The organism is Burkholderia sp. BCC1999 (genome assembly GCF_905339975.1).
Taxonomy (GTDB): Bacteria; Pseudomonadota; Gammaproteobacteria; order Burkholderiales; family Burkholderiaceae; genus Burkholderia.
In genome coordinates this window covers 93,550-112,606 of the sequence record NZ_CAJPHP010000011.1, presented here as the reverse complement: position 1 = coordinate 112,606, position 19,057 = coordinate 93,550, and the positions used below count along the sequence as shown (strand labels likewise).

General features: G+C 68.6%; 17 protein-coding genes. 10 read left to right on the top strand and 7 right to left on the bottom strand.

What is annotated here, in order from left to right:
- Window positions 1–8: 8 nt before the first annotated feature.
- From groL to U5809_RS17770, 3 genes are all read right to left on the bottom strand, one after another.
- Entirely contained in the window at window positions 9–1,649 is a 1,641-nt protein-coding gene (groL, locus tag U5809_RS17780; protein WP_322087503.1) for a chaperonin GroEL, read from the bottom strand.
- Window positions 1,650–1,661: 12 nt separating this feature from the next.
- A complete protein-coding gene (locus tag U5809_RS17775) occupies window positions 1,662–1,952 on the bottom strand; it encodes a co-chaperone GroES (protein WP_011356207.1) in 291 nt (96 codons plus the stop codon).
- Between the two features lie 142 nt (window positions 1,953–2,094).
- Window positions 2,095–3,378, bottom strand: coding sequence for an alpha/beta fold hydrolase (locus U5809_RS17770; RefSeq protein WP_322087502.1), 1,284 nt, complete (start codon window positions 3,376–3,378; stop codon window positions 2,095–2,097).
- 376 nt (window positions 3,379–3,754) lie between these two features.
- Here U5809_RS17770 and U5809_RS17765 point away from each other — a divergent pair, with 376 nt between their 5' ends.
- On the top strand, window positions 3,755–4,435 hold the full coding sequence (locus U5809_RS17765) for a class II aldolase/adducin family protein (protein ID WP_322087501.1): 681 nt from the start codon (window positions 3,755–3,757) through the stop codon (window positions 4,433–4,435).
- Window positions 4,436–4,555: 120 nt separating this feature from the next.
- Window positions 4,556–5,674 (top strand): sigma-54 interaction domain-containing protein, encoded by a 1,119-nt coding sequence (locus tag U5809_RS17760; protein ID WP_322087500.1) that lies wholly within the window; start codon window positions 4,556–4,558, stop codon window positions 5,672–5,674.
- On the opposite strand, the gene U5809_RS17755 is transcribed toward U5809_RS17760, so the two are convergent.
- Genes U5809_RS17755 through U5809_RS17740 form a run of 4 tightly spaced genes read right to left on the bottom strand, consistent with a single transcriptional unit; the run spans window position 5,665 to window position 9,505 of the window.
- Window positions 5,665–6,453 carry an ABC transporter permease gene (locus U5809_RS17755; RefSeq protein WP_322087499.1) on the bottom strand — a complete coding sequence of 263 codons (789 nt, stop codon included), beginning with the start codon at window positions 6,451–6,453 and terminating at the stop codon, window positions 5,665–5,667. The genes U5809_RS17760 and U5809_RS17755 overlap by 10 nt on opposite strands.
- A 22-nt stretch (window positions 6,454–6,475) precedes the next feature.
- The gene (locus U5809_RS17750; RefSeq protein ID WP_322087498.1) at window positions 6,476–7,291 is read right to left on the bottom strand and encodes an ABC transporter permease; all 816 of its coding nucleotides are present in this window, start codon (window positions 7,289–7,291) and stop codon (window positions 6,476–6,478) included.
- The gene (locus tag U5809_RS17745) at window positions 7,291–8,397 is read right to left on the bottom strand and encodes a PhnD/SsuA/transferrin family substrate-binding protein (protein WP_322087497.1); all 1,107 of its coding nucleotides are present in this window, start codon (window positions 8,395–8,397) and stop codon (window positions 7,291–7,293) included. Before U5809_RS17745 ends, U5809_RS17750 begins: the two co-directional genes overlap by 1 nt.
- Window positions 8,398–8,428: 31 nt before the next feature.
- The gene (locus U5809_RS17740) at window positions 8,429–9,505 is read right to left on the bottom strand and encodes an ABC transporter substrate-binding protein (RefSeq protein ID WP_282507741.1); all 1,077 of its coding nucleotides are present in this window, start codon (window positions 9,503–9,505) and stop codon (window positions 8,429–8,431) included.
- Between the two features lie 440 nt (window positions 9,506–9,945).
- Here U5809_RS17740 and U5809_RS17735 point away from each other — a divergent pair, with 440 nt between their 5' ends.
- From U5809_RS17735 to U5809_RS17700, 8 genes are all read left to right on the top strand, one after another.
- Window positions 9,946–11,118, top strand: coding sequence for an LLM class flavin-dependent oxidoreductase (locus tag U5809_RS17735; protein WP_322087496.1), 1,173 nt, complete (start codon window positions 9,946–9,948; stop codon window positions 11,116–11,118).
- Between the two features lie 50 nt (window positions 11,119–11,168).
- Window positions 11,169–12,215, top strand: a complete 1,047-nt coding sequence (locus U5809_RS17730; protein ID WP_322087495.1) for an ABC transporter substrate-binding protein — start codon at window positions 11,169–11,171, stop codon at window positions 12,213–12,215.
- Between the two features lie 33 nt (window positions 12,216–12,248).
- Entirely contained in the window at window positions 12,249–13,052 is an 804-nt protein-coding gene (locus tag U5809_RS17725) for an energy transducer TonB (protein WP_322087494.1), read from the top strand.
- A gap of 41 nt (window positions 13,053–13,093) precedes the next feature.
- Window positions 13,094–13,810 carry a MotA/TolQ/ExbB proton channel family protein gene (locus tag U5809_RS17720; protein ID WP_322087493.1) on the top strand — a complete coding sequence of 239 codons (717 nt, stop codon included), beginning with the start codon at window positions 13,094–13,096 and terminating at the stop codon, window positions 13,808–13,810.
- The gene (locus U5809_RS17715; protein WP_322087492.1) at window positions 13,810–14,220 is read left to right on the top strand and encodes a biopolymer transporter ExbD; all 411 of its coding nucleotides are present in this window, start codon (window positions 13,810–13,812) and stop codon (window positions 14,218–14,220) included. The genes U5809_RS17720 and U5809_RS17715 overlap by 1 nt, the downstream gene beginning before the upstream one ends.
- Window positions 14,221–14,254: 34 nt before the next feature.
- The gene (locus U5809_RS17710; RefSeq protein ID WP_322087491.1) at window positions 14,255–15,319 is read left to right on the top strand and encodes an ABC transporter substrate-binding protein; all 1,065 of its coding nucleotides are present in this window, start codon (window positions 14,255–14,257) and stop codon (window positions 15,317–15,319) included.
- Window positions 15,316–16,533, top strand: a complete 1,218-nt coding sequence (locus U5809_RS17705; RefSeq protein ID WP_322087490.1) for an MFS transporter — start codon at window positions 15,316–15,318, stop codon at window positions 16,531–16,533. The genes U5809_RS17710 and U5809_RS17705 overlap by 4 nt, the downstream gene beginning before the upstream one ends.
- 192 nt (window positions 16,534–16,725) lie before the next feature.
- On the top strand, window positions 16,726–19,041 hold the full coding sequence (locus U5809_RS17700; RefSeq protein ID WP_322087489.1) for a TonB-dependent receptor: 2,316 nt from the start codon (window positions 16,726–16,728) through the stop codon (window positions 19,039–19,041).
- Window positions 19,042–19,057: the final 16 nt, after the last annotated feature.

Below are 19,057 nucleotides of genomic sequence, written 5' to 3'. Positions count from 1 at the left end.
GTCCATCATCAGAAATCGAACCCCGGCCCGCCCGCACCCTGGCCGCCCGGGCCCGCGACCGGCGCTGCATCCTTCGGCGCTTCGAACACGGTCGCATCGGTCGTCAGCAGCAGCCCGGCCACCGACGCCGCGTTCTGCAGCGCCGTGCGCGTGACCTTGGTCGGATCGAGCACGCCCGATTCGACGAGATCGCCGTACTCGCCCGTCTGCGCGTTGTAGCCGAAGTTGCCAGCGCCTTCCGCGACCTTCGCGACGACGACGCTCGCTTCCTCGCCGGCATTCGTGACGATCTGGCGCAGCGGTTCCTCGAGCGCACGCAGCACGATCTTGATGCCGGCATCCTGGTCGGCGTTCACGCCTTTCAGCTCGCGGATCGCCTGCCGCACGCGGATCAGCGCGACGCCGCCGCCCGGCACGATGCCTTCCTCGACGGCCGCGCGCGTCGCGTGCAGCGCGTCGTCGACGCGGTCCTTCTTCTCCTTCACTTCGATTTCGGTCGCGCCGCCGACCTTGATCACCGCGACGCCGCCCGCGAGCTTCGCGACACGTTCCTGCAGCTTCTCGCGATCGTAATCCGACGTCGCTTCGTCGATCTGCACGCGGATCTGCTTCACGCGCGCTTCGATGTTCTTCGCATCGCCCGCACCGTCGATCACGGTCGTATTTTCCTTGCCGACTTCGATGCGCTTCGCCTGGCCAAGCTCGGCGAGCGTCGCCTTTTCGAGCGTCAGGCCGGTTTCCTCGGCGATCACCTGCCCGCCGGTGAGGATCGCGATGTCCTCGAGCAGCGCCTTGCGGCGATCACCGAAGCCCGGCGCCTTGACCGCGACCGTCTTCAGGATCCCGCGGATGTTGTTCACGACGAGCGTCGCGAGCGCTTCGCCTTCGACGTCTTCCGCGATGATCAGCAGCGGGCGGCCCGACTTCGCGACCTGTTCGAGCACCGGCAGCAGGTCGCGGATGTTCGAGATCTTCTTGTCGTGCAGCAGGATGTACGGACTTTCGATTTCGGCGACCTGCTTCTCCGGATTGTTGATGAAGTACGGCGACAGGTAGCCGCGATCGAACTGCAGCCCTTCGACGACGTCGAGCTCGTCGGCGAGCGACTTGCCGTCTTCGACGGTGATCACGCCTTCCTTGCCGACGCGGTCGATCGCTTCGGCGATGCGCTGGCCAATCGATTCCTCGCCGTTCGCGGAGATCGTCGCGACTTGCGCGATCTCCTTGCTCGTGGTGGTCGGCTTGCTGATCTTCTTCAGCTCCTCGACGGCCGCTGCGACGGCCTTGTCGATGCCGCGCTTCAGGTCGAGCGGGTTGAGCCCGGCCGCCACGTATTTCTGGCCTTCGCGAACGATCGCCTGCGCGAGCACGGTGGCCGTCGTCGTGCCGTCGCCGGCAGCGTCGCTGGTGCGCGACGCGACTTCCTTCACGAGCTGCGCGCCGATGTTCTGCAGCTTGTCCGCGAGTTCGATTTCCTTCGCGACCGACACGCCGTCCTTCGTGACGACGGGCGCGCCGAAGCTGCGTTCGAGCACGACGTTGCGGCCCTTCGGCCCGAGCGTGACCTTTACCGCGTTCGCGAGAATGTTCACGCCTTCGGTCAGCTTCGAGCGTGCGATGTCACTGAAAATGATTTCCTTGGCTGCCATGATTGCGCTCCGTTATTGATTGACGACCGCGACGATGTCTTCCTCGCGCAGCACGAGAAACTCGTTGCCGTCCACTTTGACGGCCTGGCCCGCGTATTTGCCGAACAGCACGCGCTCGCCGACCTGCAGGTCGGGCACGATGCGCTGGCCGTCCGCATCCTTGCGGCCGGGGCCGACGGCGATCACTTCACCCTGGTCGGGCTTTTCGGCGGCGCTGTCGGGGATCACGATGCCCGACGCGGTGGTGGTTTCCTGGTCGAGTCGCTTCACGATCACGCGGTCGTGCAAGGGGCGTAGGCTCATTTTTTCGTCCTGTGCTGTTCTGTCCGGATTGGCTGGCACTCTTTAACAGAGAGTGCTGACGAGTATAAAAATGCGCGGCGGCGCGATCCAATAACGGATTTGCACAAGCATTCGCGCCGTCGTGCAAAGCGCAGGAAGCCGGCTATTGCGACACGGCCTGCTGCGCGACCGGCGAGCAGACCGGGCGAATCGTCTCGCCGGCCAGCACGCGCTTCACGAACGGAATCGAATCGGCCAGCGACGCGTTCACGGTACCGTTGTGCTCGCGGCCCGCATACAGGTGCGCCTCGACGGTCGTGCCGGCCGCGCACGCATCCTTCGCGAGCGCGAGTTCGAGCGGCGCCAGCCCGTCGTCGGCGCCCGCGCCGATGAAGACGGGCGTGGCGATCTTCAGCGTCGGGTATTTCAGGTAGTCGTCCCACCACGCCTGCAGCCTCGCGTCACCGCCCGGCTTCACGGTATTCGCATGCGTGAGGTGTGCGAGCGCCGCGTCGTCTTCGAGCGACGCGAGGCAACTGATGCGCGCCTGTTCGAGGATCGGCAGCGCGCGGTCGGTCAGCACTTCGTCGGCGCGCAACGAAGGGTCGATCTGCTGCGCGGACAGCACCGAGTAGAACTGGTACGCGAGTGTCGGATCGACGCGCTCGGCATCGCGCCGGTAGGCCGTCTCGAACTTCGGCAGCGAAGCGAGCGTGGCGCGTGACGCGTTGTAGATCGTCCCGGTCGCGACGGTCGCGCGGATCGTGAGTTCGGGCGCATAGGCGGGTGCGTAGCCGGCCGCCGCGAACACGGCCGAGCCGCCTTGCGACTGGCCGACGAGCACGACTTCGTTCGCGAGGCCCGGCACGCCGCCGAGCACCGCGCGTACGCTGTCGAGCAGCGTGTAGCTGTTCGAACGATTGTTGAGCTGCGGATTCGGGCCGGGCGTGCCGAGACCCTGGTAATCGGTCGCGACCACCGCGAATCCTTGCTGAAGCCATGCGTTCAGGTAGCGCACGTCGCGATACGAACGGCCGAACCAGGAGGGCGCACAGATGTCGGCCATCCCGAACGTGCCGTGCGCCCATGCGACGATCGGCCAGCCGCCCGCCGGCGGCTGGCCGCGTGGCACGAACAGCGCGCCCGACACGGCGATCGGCGTGTGGCCGCCGACACCGTCGGTCGAGGCATACAGAATGCGCAGTTGCTGCCCGGCGCTCGCGAGCCCGAGCGTCGTGGGCAGCGGTTCGGAGCGCAGCAGCACGCCGGGCGTGGCTGGAATGTCGTGGTCCCACGTGTAGAACGCGGACACGCGGCCGTCGCCCTGCAACGGATCGGGTGCGGGAACGCGGCCGGGTGAAGCCGCGTGCGAAATGACGGTGGAAGCGGCGATTGCCGAGACGAGTAGCGTGCGTGCGGCGAGGCCGCGCAGGGGAAGAAGCGTCATGGTCGGATGAAGGTCGATAAGATCGGATGCGCCGTGCAAGGCAGGTGCGGGTCGACCACGACGCAAGTTTTGAACCAGCGGGCGCGTTGCGCACGCCGCGCGCGATGTGACGGGCAATCGATCCGCACCGCACGGATCGCGCACGCGTATCGGCTGCGCGTCGTGCAGCAATCGCGGTCGGCGCGTTGTTGCTCCCGCAACAGACGCATATGCAGAGTCGGCACCGCGCGAGTCACGCATCGCGCGCCCGTGCCGCGCCAGCCGGCCTGCGCCGTGCGTAATGCTCGGCTGGCACGATTGCTGCTGATCGGGTGGCCGTGCGTCGCGGTGTTGCGATGCAAGCGCTTCCGTCCACCCGATCAAGGAAACCGTCATCATGTCCGTCACCCAAGCCATCGACAGCGGCGAACTCGTGGCATTCGTCGAACGCGCCACGCGCGAATTCACGCAGGCCGCGCGCGTGCTGAAGGAAACCCGCACGCTGTCCGCGACCAACACGTTCCAGGCGTTTCAGCGCGTGCCGGGCACGGAACTCGTCGTCGCGCTGTCGGCGCCGAGCCCGTGGGCTGCGTCGCAGGAAATCCAGCCCGTCGTCGTGACGCTCGACGGCGACGTACTGCACGGCGACGCGCGCGCGGGCGGCAACGGCCCGCGCTACGCGGGCGTGTTCCGCGAGGCACCAGAGGTCGACGTCGTGATTCACGTACACGGCCCGTACCTCGGTGCATGGGCGAGCGCGCATCGTCCGCTGCCGATCCGCTATGCGCCGGCCGCGCGCTACACGCGCGCCCGCGAGATTCCGGTGTATGTCGATCGCCGTCCCGGCGAGCCGCGCTTCATCGTCGACACGATCCGGCGCGATCCCGAGGTGCCGGCGATCATCGAGGCGAACGGCGGGGCGACGTTCTGGGGCAAGTCGATCATCGACGTGTCGAAGTACATCCTGATTCTCGAGGAAGCGGCGTATTTCCAGGCACTTGCGGAACCGCTCGGCGGCTCGCTCGACTTCGGGCCGGGCGCGCTCGAACAGCAATGGAAGATGACCGGCCTTGCATGACGCCGTGCGGCGGCCGGCGCAATCCGGCCGCCGTCATACCGATAGCTCGATGAATTGGTTCGTGGCCGGCGCGCGTCTTGCTATCGTCGAACCTTCCCCGTTCAACACGCCGGTCGTGCCATGGCCATTTTCAGCTTGCCGGACCCGACTTCGCACGCGATCACGATCCGCGCGAAGGCACTGACGTTCGACGATCCCAAATCGCGGGTGCTGCTCGAACGCATCCAGCTCGTCGCGCCGAGCGATGCGACGGTGCTCGTCACCGGCGAAAGCGGCACCGGCAAGGAGCTGATCGCGCGCCTCGTGCATTCGCTGAGCGAGCGCCATGACGGTCCGTTCGTCGCGGTCAACTGCGGCGCGTTTTCGGAGACGCTGATCGAAAGCGAGCTGTTCGGCCACGAGCGCGGCGCGTTCACCGGTGCGATCAACAGCCAGCCTGGCTGGTTCGAATCCGCGAATCGCGGCACGCTGTTTCTCGATGAAGTGGGCGACCTGCCGCTGTCCGCGCAGGTCAAGCTGCTGCGCGTGCTGCAGGAGCGCGAGGTGACGCCGGTCGGCTCGCGCAAGACCGTGAAGATCGACGTGCGGCTCGTCGCGGCGACCAACGTGAATCTCGAAGCCGCGGTGCGCGCGGGCAATTTCCGCGAGGATCTGTACTACCGGCTCAACGTCGTGAAACTGAGCCTGCTGCCGCTGCGCGAGCGGCCGGGCGACATCGCACCGCTGATCGAGCACTTCATCGACACCTATGCGAAGCGGCTGCGCGTGACCGCGCCGACGCTGACCGACGCCGCGCGCGCGCGGCTGCACGCGCACGCGTGGCCCGGCAATATCCGCGAACTGGAAAACGTGATCCACCACGCGATGCTGATCTGCGCGGGCGGGGCGATCGACGTCGGCGACCTGCAGTTCTCGGCGCTGTCGCTTGCGCCCGACACGACCGATGCGCCGGGCGCGGCGGCGGCGCCTCCGCGCCGTGCGCGCGACGTGGCCGAAGCGACCGATGCGCTGCGTCATGCGGTGATCGAGCTGCTGGATCTCGGCACGCCGGCGCTGTGGCAGCATATCGAGGACACCGTCTACCGCAGCGTGTTCGACTACAGCGAGCACAACCAGCTGCGCATGTCACGCCTGCTCGACCAGTCGCGCAACATCGTGCGCGCACGGCTCGCGCAGCTCGGCATCCTGAAACCGCGCGACGCGAGCGACGCCGACGCGCGGCTGCGTCGTCAGGCGTGATCGCGCCAGCGCAGCGCGCGCTGCGCGATCCGCTCGCATAACGAGCTCATCCCGACGGCCAGCATCGTCACACCCAGTACGCACACGAGCAGCACGTCTGCGCGTGCGCCGGCCTGCGCGTTCTGCATCAGGCTGCCGACCCCGGCTCCCGTGTTGAACAGCAGTTCGCTGCTGGTCGCGGTGATCCACGCGAACGGCACGGCCTGCAGGACGCCCGAGAGCAGGTCGGGCAACGCACCCGGAATCAGCACGTCGCGCCACAGGCCGATACGCGTCAGCCGATACGACTGCGCGAGCTCGACATAGCGCGGATCGACGCGGCGCAGACCGTCGAAGCTGGCGGTAGTCATCGGGTAGAACGCGGCGAGCGCGATGATGAACACCTTCGCGAACTCGCCGGTACCGACCCACAGGCTCAGCAGCGGGATCAGCCCGAGCAGCGGCACGTAGCGCAGCGCCTGGAACGCCGGTTCGGCGAGCTTGCGTGCGAGCGTCGAACGCGCCATCGCCGCGCCGAACAGCAGCCCGACCGCGACGCCGGACGCCAGCCCGAGCGTCGTGCGGCGCAGGCTCGCGCCGAGATCGGTCGCGAGCTCGCCGCTGCGGACGAGTTCGACGAACGCTGCAGCGACCTGCTGCAGCGGCACGAATGCATATTGATGGGCCGCGTCGCCGGACGATGCGACTTGCCATGCGGCAACCAGCAAGGCCGGTACGACGAGGCCGCGCGCGCGGCGGCGCAGCGGGGCGAACGAGAAAGCGCGGGTAGCGAAGGTCATGCCGAAGCGGTTCCAGTCAAAGTCAGCGCGCGGGTGTCTGCCAGCGCAATGCGTAGCGCTGCACGAGCGCGATCGATCGGTCGAGCGCGAAGCCGATCAAGCCGATCACCGCGACGTCGACGAGCACCACGTCGAGCCGCAGCATCTGCCGCGCGAGTTCCATCATCTGGCCGATTCCGCTATCGGCACTGAGCAGCTCGACCGCGACGAGCGCGAGCCACGCGCGCGCGAGCGCGATCCGCACGCCCGTCAGCAGCGGCGGCAACGCGGCCGGCAGCAGCACGTCGCGCAGCAACGCGAAGCGGCCGAGCCCGTAGTGGCGCGCCATCTCGACGAGATCGCGCGGCGCGTCGTGCACGCCCGTGTACGCGGCCAGCGCGACCGGGAAGAACACGGCCTTGCCGACGACGACGAGCTTCAGCGGTTCGTCGACGCCGATCAGCAGGATCAGCAGCGGGATCAGCGTGAGCGTCGGCACTTGTCGCAGCAGGTCGAACGTCGGCCGAAGATAGTCGGAGAACAGGCGGCTGCGTGCGAGCAGGATGCCGAACGCGGCGCCGCCGGTTGCGCCGATCGAGAAACCGAGCGCGAGGCGATGCAGCGTGATCAGCAGGTTGTCGCGTAGCTCGCCGGTGTCGAGCAGGGCGCGCAGCGTCGCCGCGAGGCGCTCGGGCGGCACGACGAGCTGCGGCGGGAACCAGCGCTGCGCGCTCGCGAGCCACCACAGCGCGGCGAACGCGACGGGCGTGACCCACCACAGCGCGTGCTCACCGAGCCGTGCGATGCCGGGCAGGCGGACCGCGCGCAAGCCGTTCCGCGAGAGGGCGCGCGCCGGCATCAGCGGTTCGCGACGCGCGTGGCGTCGGCGCGCCAGTAGCCGTCGAGGCCGAGCTGCTTGAGCGCGGTCGCGACGAAGGTCGGCGCGAGCAACGCGTTCACGTCGACCGGCGCGGACGTCAGGCCGGCCTGGCGGCTGTACGCGACGACGTCGCGGTAGTGGCCGGTCAGCGCCGGCGTGAAGAGCGGCGTCCATTGCTCTTTCCACGGCGTCGATTCGTCCGCGTATTCGCGGCGCACCACGCTTTCGGGCTGGCCCGATGCGCTCAGGATCTTCACGTAGGCGTCGCGGTTCTGCGGCTGCGAGATCCAGTGCGCGGCGCGCACGTAGGCCGTCGCGACGAGCTGCGTGATGTCCGGGTAGCGTCGCACGAAATCGTCGGACGCCCACAGTTCCGCGCGCATCTTCCAGTCGTCGGGCGCGGTCTTGGTCGACCAGATGATCTTGCCGACATTTTTGTCGACGAGCGAATACGCGTCGGACAGCGTGAAGAAGCCGTCGACGCGGCCGGCCGCGACGGCCGCCGCGCCGGCCTGCGGATCGAGGTTGTAGATCTTGAAGTCGGACAGCTTCAGCCCGTTCTCGGCGAGCAGCTTGCTGAACGTGACTTCCCACGGCCGGCCGCGATTGAGCGCGATGCGCTTGCCCTTCAGGTCGACGATCGATTTCGCGGCCGAGCCGGCCGGCACGACGAGATACGTGTTGCTGCCGACGCCGCCCGGCACGATCAGGCGCGTGTGCGTGCCCGATGCGTTGACGACGACCGACGGCAGGTCGCCGTATCCCGCGAAATCGATGCTGCCGTTCGTGAATGCCTCGTTGACGAGCGTGCCGACCGCTGCGGTCGACACGGGCACCCATTGCAGCTTCACATGCCTGGCGGCGAGCGCTTTCTCGAGCGACTTGTCGGCGTCGATCAATGCGGAGGCGCCAGCATATTGCGTCTTGCCGCCGCTCGAATACGCGACGACGGCGATGCGCACGACCTTGGGGGCGTCTTGCGCATGCGCGGCCGGTGCCGCGAGCGATGCGGCGGCCAGCGGCAGCGCGGCGAGCAGTGTGCGGAGACGGCGGTGCAAAAAGGCGAGGGAAAGCGTGTGTTTCATGATGGTCCCGAACAGTGAACGGTAAAGGGGCTCACGCGCGCTTCTGCAGCGACGGCCTCAGCACGTCGGCGAGCGGGCGCGGGTCGATCCAGTCGGAGACGTCGAAGTCGGCCTCCAGAAAGCCGTGGATGTGCAGGAACGTCTTGAATTCGTCGAGCGCGGCGATCGATTCGTCGTCGAGATTGACGCCGAGATGGCGGTGCAGCTGATTGCCGTATGCGGCGCGCACCCAGTCGATCGACGACGCGGTTTCGCCGGCGACGTAGTGGGCGGTTTCGTCGGGATGCGTGCTCGCCCATTCACCGGCAGCGACCACGAGCTTCAGGAAGCCGGCAACGATGTCCGGATGGTTCGCGAGCACGTCCGCGTTGACCGTCAGCGGGCGCGGCGTGCCGTTGTTGTTGCGGATCGAGCGCTCCGGATGGAAGCCGATGTCGATCACGACGTGCGCGCCGATCAGCTGCGCGATCTCGAGGCCGGTCGAGCCCTTGACGTAGATCGCGTCGACTTCGCCGCGCAGCAGCGCGCCGGCTTCGGCCGCGTACAGCGCGCGGCTCGAAAAGCCATGGGGCGACGCGAACAGGTCTGCCGCGCGCGCGGGCCCGACGGCCTGTAGCGTGCGGGCTCGCACGTCGACGAGCTCGACGTCGCGCGTGGTCAGTCCGTCGAGGCTCAGCGCGTTGACGAAGCCGCGCAGCGCCGACGCGCGAAAGATGTCGATGCGGTCGTCGGGGCGGCTCGGGATCGCGATCCGGCGCCCGCGCAAGGCTTTCACCGAGCGGATGCCCGACTCGGGCCGCGTGAGGATCAATTGCGATTCGTCGACCCACGACAGTCCGATCACGCGCGTGTTTGCGTCGTTCGAGCGTGCCCACATCGCGGGGATGCTGCCACCCTGGCGGAACGACTGCGCGAGCGTGTGATCGCTGATCGACGACACATCGTGCCGCGTGGCGCCGCGCGGCGAGCGGATCGCGACGCCGTCGGCCGACGTCTCGCCATTGAGCCAGCCGAGGTGCACGGCAATGCCGAGCGGCGTCGGCACGGGCGATCGGGCGTACCAGAACGTCTGCTGCTTGTCCGATGACGAATCGGGCCTGTCTGTCATGTGTGAGATTCCCCTGTCTGGGTAAGCGTGGTCGATGCGCGGTGTCGCACGCGCGGGCCGTACCACGTTGCAAGTTCCGGGCCAGTGAGCGGAGACGGCCGTGCGGCACGCGGCGCGGGCATCGCGCGCGATGCATGGCGCGCCGGCCGGTGCATCGCCTGTTGCGTGAGCAACAGTCGCGTCGGGTGCTGTTGCGCGTGCAGCACCGGTGCGGCCGGTGCAGCAGCACGACGACGGTTCGTTTGCGTGATGTCGGCAACGTGCGGCGGGTGTCCATCGAGTGCCGTCGACGCCCGGCCCGCAAGGCGTCGCGCGTGCTGGCCGGCGGCCGCGCATGCGGGGCGGCGAGCGCGTTGGCACACCGCGTGCTTTACAGCGCTGCATACGCGCGGCACGCCGGTGCCGCACGCAATCCGAACGGGCCGACAAGGAGAACCCCGATGGCTGTTGAATTTCTGTGGCGCCTGCCGATGCACGGCGACGGCAGGCGCGCGCACGATCTGCATACGCGCGGCGAATGGAACCGCCAGCGCGCATCGCGCGTCGCGCCGAAAGTCGACGACGACGATTTCGGCTACATCGACTATCTGTCGCAGGTCGCCCGCGCGGCCGACATCGCCGGCTTCCATGGCGCGCTGATTCCGATCTTCCGCTTCACCGAGGAGCCGTGGGTCGTCGCGGCCGCGCTGGCGCGCGAGACGCGCCGGCTGCGGCTGCTGATCGCGCTGCAGCCGCATTTCGTGCATCCCGTCTATGCGGCCCAGATGGCCGCGAGCCTGCAGCGGATCAGCCGCGGCCGCGTCGAGTGGAACGTCGTCACGGGCGGTGGCGGCCCCGACCAGCGCGCGTATGGCGATTTCATCGATCACGACAGCCGCTATGCGCGCACCGACGAATTCCTCGACGTCGTGAAGGGTGTCGCGGCTGGCGAGCCGTTCACGTTCGATGGGCGCTTCTATCGCGTCGAAGCCGGCGGCCTGCTGCCGCCACTGAGCGGGCAGAAACCGCCGCGGCTTTACCTGGCCGGCGCCAGCGACGCCGCGCTCGCGGTCGCCGCGAAACACGGCGATGTGCACCTGAGCTGGGGGGAGCCGCTGGCGAAGCAGAAGGAAGTGATCGATGCGGCGCGCCGCGCGCTCGACCGGCAGAACGCCGAGCGCGACCTGCGCTTCGGCATGCGCATCGACATCCTGGCGCGCGAGACCGAGGAGCAGGCTTGGGCCGAATTGCGGCAGATGTTCGCGACGGTGGGCGACACGACGCGCAGCGGTTTCGGCGGGCGCGGCGAATCGTCGGAATCGGTCGGCGCGAAACGCCAGTTCGCGCTGCATCAGGGCAACACGCAGCACTTCGACGACTTGATCGTCGGCCCGAACCTGTGGGCCGGGATGTCGCAGATCCGCGGCGGCCCCGGCTGCGTGATCGTCGGCAGCCACGAGCAGGTGGCCGAGCGGCTCGCGGAATACGTCGACATCGGCGTGTCGACCTTCATCCTCGCGAGCAACCCGCATCTCGAAGAGGCGTACCGCGTGGGCGAGGAAGTGCTGCCGCTCGTCGAAGGCGCGCTGAACGCACGCGGCACGCAGGCAGCGCTGCGCGTGGCCGGCGCCTGAGCGCGGCTGTTTCTCCGCGCATCACAACGACATCGACAAGGACACTCACCATGACGACACTCGCTGCGCAGGCCACCGCCTGCGACGCACTCTGGTACACGCGCTGCCCGGTGCCGACCGCGCTCGGCATTGCCGTGCATCGCGGCTGGTTCGACGAAGAGTTCGGGCCGGAAGGCATCGTGCTGAATTCGCTGCAGGAGACGGCCGATGCCGACAAGCGCGAATCCCACTTCGATCACAGCCTGCCGCACTCGTTCCGGCAGGGCGGCAACATTCCCGCGCTGTGGGCGCGGGCACGCGGCGCCGATACGCGCGTGATCGGCCTGTCGTGGACCAACGAATTCCAGGCGATCGTCACGCTGCCCGAGCGCGGCATCCGCACCGCGCGCGATCTGCGCGGCCGGCGGCTCGGGTTGCCGCGTCATCCGATCAGCATCGACTTCTGGCGGGCCGCCGCGCTCAAGGGTTTCCTGAGCGCGCTCGAGCTGGAAGGGCTCGGCCACGGCGACGCCGAATGGGTCGACCTGCCCGACACGCGCGAGCGCCACACCGGGCCTGCTTCGTTCACGCGCGGCCCGCACGAGTACGGAATCGAGATCGCGGCGCTCGTGCGCGGCGACGTCGACGCCGTGTTCGTGAAGGGCGTGGCAGGGCTGGAAACCGTGCACCTGATCGACGCGCAGGTCGTCATCGATCTCGGCGCGCATCCCGATCCGCTGGTGCGGATCGGCAACGGCACGCCGCGCACGCTGACCGTCGACCGCGCGCTGATCGATGCGCGCCCCGATCTCGTGAGCCGCTTCCTGTCGGTCGTGGTCGGTGCGGGCGACTGGGCCGCGCGCCACCCGGCGGAGACGGTCGCCTATATCGGCCGCGAAACGCGCGCGTCCGACGAGTGGGTGCGCTACGCGTACGGCGCGGATGTGCACCGCCATCTGGAGACGGGGCTCGCGCCGACGTCGATCGACGGTCTGGTCGCGTTCAAGGATTTCCTCGTCGAGTGGGGCTTTCTCGAACGCGATTTCGATGCGCGCGCCTGGGTCGATCCGGCGCCGTTCACGCAGATCGACCGGCACCGCCATGCGTGGGTCGCGTAGCGCGCCGCGGCGCGTCATTGCAAGGAGTCGAACATGACAGGGCTGACGATGGAATACGGCGCGCCGCCGGCGCGCCGGCATGCGGCGCGTGCTGCGCCGCGCGCGGCGGCGGTTGCAGCGGTTGCGCGGCCGCCTTCGGTGGCGCCGTCCGCGCAGGCTGACGCACGGCCGGTACCTGCGAACGGATGGCGCGGCGTGGGCGCGATTGCGCTGGTCGTCGCGGTGCTCCATGTGGGTGTCGCGCTACTGGCTGCGCGTGCGCCCGCCGCACCGCCCGTGCAGCCGCCACGGCCACTGCCGATGACGGTGGAACTGACACGGCCGCCCGAGCCGCTGCCGCAGGCCGCGCATCCGCCGCCGCCGGTCGTGCCGCCGAAGCCGCTGAAGCAGGCGCCGACCCCGCCGAAGGCTCAGACGCCGCGCACGGCCGTTCCACATCCGGCGCCCGCACCGGCCGCCGTGCCGCAGGCGTCGCGCGAAGCCGCGCCCGCGCCGACGGCGCCAGCCATCGCAGCCCCGGCCGCCGCGGCGCCTGCGCCGCCCGCACCCGTGCGTGAAACCGCACCGATCGGCGACGCGGCGTACTTGCGCAACCCGGCGCCCGACTATCCGGCATTCGCGCAGGACCAGGGCTGGGAAGGGCACGTCGTGCTGCGCGTGCACGTGCTCGCGAACGGCACGCCCGATTCCGTCGACGTTCGCACGAGCAGCGGCCGCCGCCTGCTCGACAACGCGGCGGTGGCTGCCGTGAAGCGCTGGACGTTCGTACCCGCGAAGCGCGGTGACGAAGCCGTCGACGGCTGGGTCAACGTGCCGATCGATTTCAAGCTGGGCTGACCCGTCGGGCAGCCCGCCACATTTTTCAAGGAACTCACATCATGAACGGTATTCCGACCACCTTCATCGTCCAGGGCGCGCTCTGGCTGCTCGTCGTCTTCTCCGTCGTCACGTGGACGCTGATCGTCGTGAAGGCGATCCAGAGCCTGCGGTCGAGCGCCCGCAACCGGCGTTACGTCAGCGCGTTCTGGGCCGCAAACAGCTTCCACGATGCGGCCGCACTCGACGGCGCGAACAGCCCGGTGGGCGAACTCGCCGCGACGGGCTTCGACGCGCTCCTGCGCGCCGACGAAAGCAGCGCGCACGATCTCGAACACAGCTGGAGCCGCCACGACCTGCTCGAACGTCACCTGCGGCAGCAGATCCACAATGCGCGCCGGCGCGAGGAAGCGGGGCTTGCCGTGCTCGCGTCGATCGGCAGCACCGCGCCGTTCGTCGGCCTGTTCGGCACCGTGTTCGGCATCATCCATGCGCTGACCGCGATCACGCACAGCGCGTCGGCGAGCATCGACGTCGTCGCGGGGCCGATCGGCGAGGCGCTCGTCGCGACCGGGATCGGCATCGCGGTCGCGGTGCCGGCCGTGCTCGCGTACAACTTCTTCGTACGCCGCGTGAAGGCCGCATCGGCCGACCTCGACGCGTTCGCGACCGACTTCGTCACGCTCGCGCAGAAGGCCGGCTTCCGCGTGCCGGCCGCCGTGCCCGCTGCGGCACCGGCACGCCGTGCCGGCGACACCCGTCAGGAGGCGTTCGCATAATGGCTTTCTCGTCCTCTTCCGACAACGACGACGTGCTCAGCGAAATCAACATCACGCCGCTCGTCGACGTGATGCTCGTGCTGCTCGTCGCCTTCATCGTCACCGCGCCGCTGCTCAACAACGCGGTACACGTGACGCTCCCGAACACCGTCGCCACCGCGCCCGCCGACCGCAAGCCGAACGTCACCGTGAGCGTCGACGCGAAGGGTGTCGTGTATCTCGACAAGCGCGCGGTCGCGCTCGCCGCGGTGCCGGCCGAGCTGGCCGCGCTGAAAGCGGGCCGGCCCGACGTCGCGCTGGATCTGCAGGCCGACGAGCATGTGCCGTACGGCACCGTCGCGAAGTTGATGGCCGCAATCGAGCACGCCGGCATCACGCGACTTTCGGTGCTGACCGCGCCGCGTGCCTGACGCGCCTTTCACGACTTCATTTGCGAACGCATCCATGAGCACCACGGCTTCACACAACGTTCAGTCGATCTGGTACACGCGCTGTCCGGTGCCGACGCCGCTCGGCATCGCCGCGCATCTCGGCTGGCTCGACAGCGAATTCGCCGGCGACGGCATCACCGTGCGCGCGCTGCAGGAAAGCCAGCACGTGGCGCTGCATCACGCGCACGTCGATCATTCGCTCGACAACGCGTTCCGGCAGGGCGGCAGCATTCCCGCGCTGTGGGCGCGCGCGGCGGGCGCCGACACGCGTGTGGTCGCGCTGACCTGGGTCGACGAGGCACAGGCGATCGTCGCGCTGCCGGAAGCCGGCCTGACGCGCCCGAAGGACCTGCGCGGGCGCCGCATCGGCCTGCCGCGCCGCGACGGCGAGCGCATCGACATCTTCCGCGCGGCCGCGTTGCGCGGCTTCGTCAGCGCGCTGTCGCTCGACGGGCTCGGCCCCGACGATGTCGAATGGATCGACGTCCCGGCGTCGAACCTGCGCGCCCCGACGTCGACGCCGGTCACTCGCGACGCGGCGTTCAGCCATCCCGCGAGCCTGTCGAGCCGGCGGCTCTATGCGGCCGAGGCGGCCGCGCTCGTGCGTGGCGACGTCGACGCGATCTACGTGAAGGGCTCGCTCGGGCTGGAAACCGCGCACCTGATCGGCGCGCAGCCGGTCGTCGACATCGGGTTTCATCCCGATCCGCAGATCCGCATCAACAACGGTTCGCCGCGGCCGCTGACCGTCAATGCGTCGACGCTCGAGCGTCATCCCGGCATCGTCAGCCGCTTCCTCGCACGCGTGACCGATGTCGAAGGCTGGGCGCGCGAGCACGAGCAGGAAGTGCTCGGCTATCTCGGCCGCGAGACGGGCTCGGGCCATGACTGGCTGCGGCTTGCATACGGCGCCGACGTGCACCGGCGGCTGCGCACGGATCTCGACGAAGCGTCGATCGCCGCGCTCGACGATTTCAAGCGCTTCCTGGTCGACTGGCGGTTCCTGCCCGCCGACTTCGATGTGCGAGCGTGGATCGACCGGCGCGCGCTCGACGGCATCGCGACGCTGTCGCGGTGAGTACGCCGGCGCGCATTACCGACGCATGGCGGCGCGAGCGCTTCAGCGGTGGCTTCATGCTGATGGCGCTCGCCAGCGGCACGACGATCAGCATGGCGCAGCTCGCGACGACGCTGTATGCGCTCGCGCTCGGCGTCGACAGCGCGCGGCTTGGCATCATCGCCGCGATGGAGCCGCTCGGCATCGCGCTGATGACGTTGCCGGCCGGGCTGCTGGTTGCGCGCTATGGCGCGCGGCGCGTGTACTTCGCCGCGAGCATGGGGCCGATGCTGCTCAATCTCGTCATGCCGTTCACCGGCGCATGGCCGCTGATCGCGCTCATGCAGGCGCTGATCGGGTTGTGCATCCCGTTCCGGATCGTGTCGATCAACGGCGTGTTCCTCGCGCGTCTCGCGCAGATCGGCCTCGCGCGCGCAGGCTGGTATCGCGCGGCCATGTCGATCGGAACGGGCATGGCCGGGCCGTGGCTCGCGAGCTGGCTGATCGGCGCGCATGGCGCGGTCGCGACGTTCTGCGCGGTGTCGGCGAGCTTCGCAGGCATGGCGTTGTTCAGCCGGATGCTGCTCGGCGATGCGGAGCAGCCGCCACGCGGCGCGCAACCCGCAACCGGCGGCCTGCGTGCGTTGCTCGCGCTCGCCTGGAGCCGCGACGTGCGCGAGCAGCTTGTGATCGAGGCCGTGAACAGCGCGACGCGCTCGCTCGCCGGCACTTTTACGGTCGTGCTCGCCATTCAGTATCTCGGGTTGTCGCAGTCGGGCGCCGTCGCGCTGCTGACCCTGCAGGGCGTCGTCGCGGTGATCGCGCTGTTCGGGCTCGGGCACGCCGCGCAGCGGATGACGGAGCGCCGCTGCCATGGCCTCAGCCTCGCGGGCGTCGTCGCCGGGCTGCTCGCGCTCGGCCTCGCGCACGACGCGTGGATCGTCGGCGCGGGGCTCGCCGCGCTGTGCGCCGGGTCGTCGCTGCTGCATCTCGTCAACATGCAGCATCTCGGTCGTCACCCGGCCGACAAGAGCCAGGTGTCGAGCCTCTACAACCTCGCGTCGATGACCGGCGCGTTCTGCGGCCCGCTGGCCGGCAGTGCGCTCGTGCCGATCGTCGGGTTGCCGGCAGTCTTTCTGTGCTGGCTGCCCGTCGTCGTGCTGGTTGCGTTCGCGCTGCGGTTTGCGCAAGGCCGTCGCGGTGCGGCGCAGACGCTGCCTGCGAAGCTGTCCTGACGATTGTCGACGCCGGTGTTGCGTGGCAAGCAGTTTGCATCCTTCCACAGATGCGCATGCAGCAACACCGGGACCGCATGCGCGCCGGAAGCCCGGTGCGACGGGCTTGTCGATGCTGGCATCCGAATTGCAAGAGAGAACCCGTGCGTAGCTCGCACGTGCGTTCAACCGATCAAACAGGATGACTCATCGATGTTCAGGAAAAAACTAATCGTCACCGCGCTGGGGGGACTGCTGACGGGCGGCGCCGTATCGTTGCCGGCGTGGGCAGAGGACGGCGCGTCGACGGCGGGCTCGCCGGACGCGAAGCCGGCCAAACAGGCACAGGACGACGCGGTCGTGGCCGCGCCGAAGCCGGCGCGCGCGAACCGCGCGACGGCCGCACGCGAAACGAACCTCGGCACGGTGACCGTGACGGCGCGCCGGCGCAAGGAGAGCATCCAGGACGTGCCGGTCGCGGTGAGCGCGCTGAGCGGCGATGCGATCAAGAACAACGAACTGCGCGTGATCAACGACGTGACGAAGTACGTGCCGAACTTCACCGGGCAGTCGACCGAGGGCCGCGAACGGCCGCGCTGGTTCCTGCGCGGGGTCGGCAGCAACGATCCGTCGGACCTGTCGCTGAGCCCGATCGGCGTGTACTTCGACGACGTGTACATCAACAGTGTGTTCGGGCAGGGCTTTCCGCTGTTCGACCTCGATCGCATCGAAGTGCTGCGCGGGCCACAGGGCACGCTGTGGGGCAAGAATACCGTGGGCGGCGCGCTCAGCATCACGTCGCAGAAGCCGACCTTCGACGTGAGCGGCTACGGCAAGCTCGGGCTCGGCCAGTACAACAGCCGGCTCGCGGAAGCCGCGATCGGCGGGCCGATCGGCAAGAACGACGTGCTGGCCGCACGCGTGTCGGTGTATCACGAGAATGCTGACAGCTTCTACACGAACACCGTGCAGCAGGGGCGCTTCGGCGGCTTCCACGACAACGCGGTGCGCTTCCAGGTGCTGGCTGTGCCGACGTCGGACACCGACTTCCTGTTCAATATCCACGGCCGCAACTACACGGGCGGCGGCAACGCGTGGCACGCGGAAGGCGCGGGCCGCGGCGGTGCGAACCAGTTCGGTTTCGTCGGGTCGAGCGATCCGTACACGGTGTCGCTCAATGCGCCGTCGAGCGATCACATCTCGTCGTGGGGCACGTCGCTGACCGCGCACTGGCGCATCAACCCGGCGGTGTCGCTGACGTCGATCACCGCGTTCGAAGGGCTGCACCGCTGGTATCAGGACGACGAGGACTACTCGCCGTTCGACGCGGCGCGTTCGCACGACCGCCTGTCGAGCCGCCAGTTCTCGCAGGAATTCCGGCTCGAATCGCCGCAGAGCGACCGGCTGAGCTGGCTTGTCGGCACGCACCTGTTTACGGAGCAACTGGCCGAGCAGGGCGCCGGCGGTGGACTGCCGGGTTCGCCGTCGCCCGCGTACTATCACCTGACCGACCTCACGCAGCACACGCAGAGCGCGGCGATCTTCGGCAGCGTGAAGTACCGGTTCACCGACCGCTTCAACGTGACGGGCGGGCTGCGCTACACGATCGAGCGCAAGACCATCAACCTGACCGGGCTGCAGGATACGGGCAACGTGACGTTCAGCGATCCGAACAGCTGGTGGTCGCCATCGTCGGTGTCGTCGCCGCTCGCGGTCAGCGCGCGGCAGAACCAGACGAACACGTGGCGCGCGCCGACCTGGGATCTCACGCCCGAATATGCGCTCAGCAACAACGTACGCGCGTACTTCCGCTATGCGCGCGGTTTCCGTTCGGGTGGCTACAACGGCAACGCCTATACGCAGAGCACGGTGTCGACCGTGTCGCCGGAGTACCTGACCGACTACGAGGTCGGCATCAAGAGCGAGTGGTTCGACAAGCGCCTGATCGTCAACGCCAGCGTGTTCCACTACGACTATCGTGACATCCAGGTGTTCGCGCTCGCGCCGAACCCGTTCGGCGGGCCGCCGGTGTCGACGCTGTCGAATGCGGGGCAGGGGCGCGCGGACGGTTTCGAGCTGGAGCTGAAGGCACAGCCGGTCAACAGCCTGTACCTGTTCGCGAACCTCGGGATGCTGAACACGCGCTACACGGAGTTCCGCTACGTGCCGACGGCCGTCGGGAACTCGTTCGCGCGTTCGCCGCACACGACGCTGAACGCGGGCTTCGACTATCGCGTGCCGGTGTCGTTCGGCACGCTGACGGCCGGCGGCGACGTGAACTACCGCAGCCGCGAGTACTTCAGCGCGACGCGGCAGACGATGCCGCAGTTGTGGCAAGGCGGCTATACGGTGCTGAACGCGCATGTGTCGTACACGACGCCGAACCAGAAGTACATCGTGACGGGCTACGTGACGAACCTGACGAACAAGGTCTACAAGAAACTCGAGCTGCTGCCGTCATATGGCGCGTATCCGGTGCTGTACGGCGATCCGCGCACGGTCGGGATCACGCTGACCGCGAAGATCTGAGGCGTGACGCTTGCCG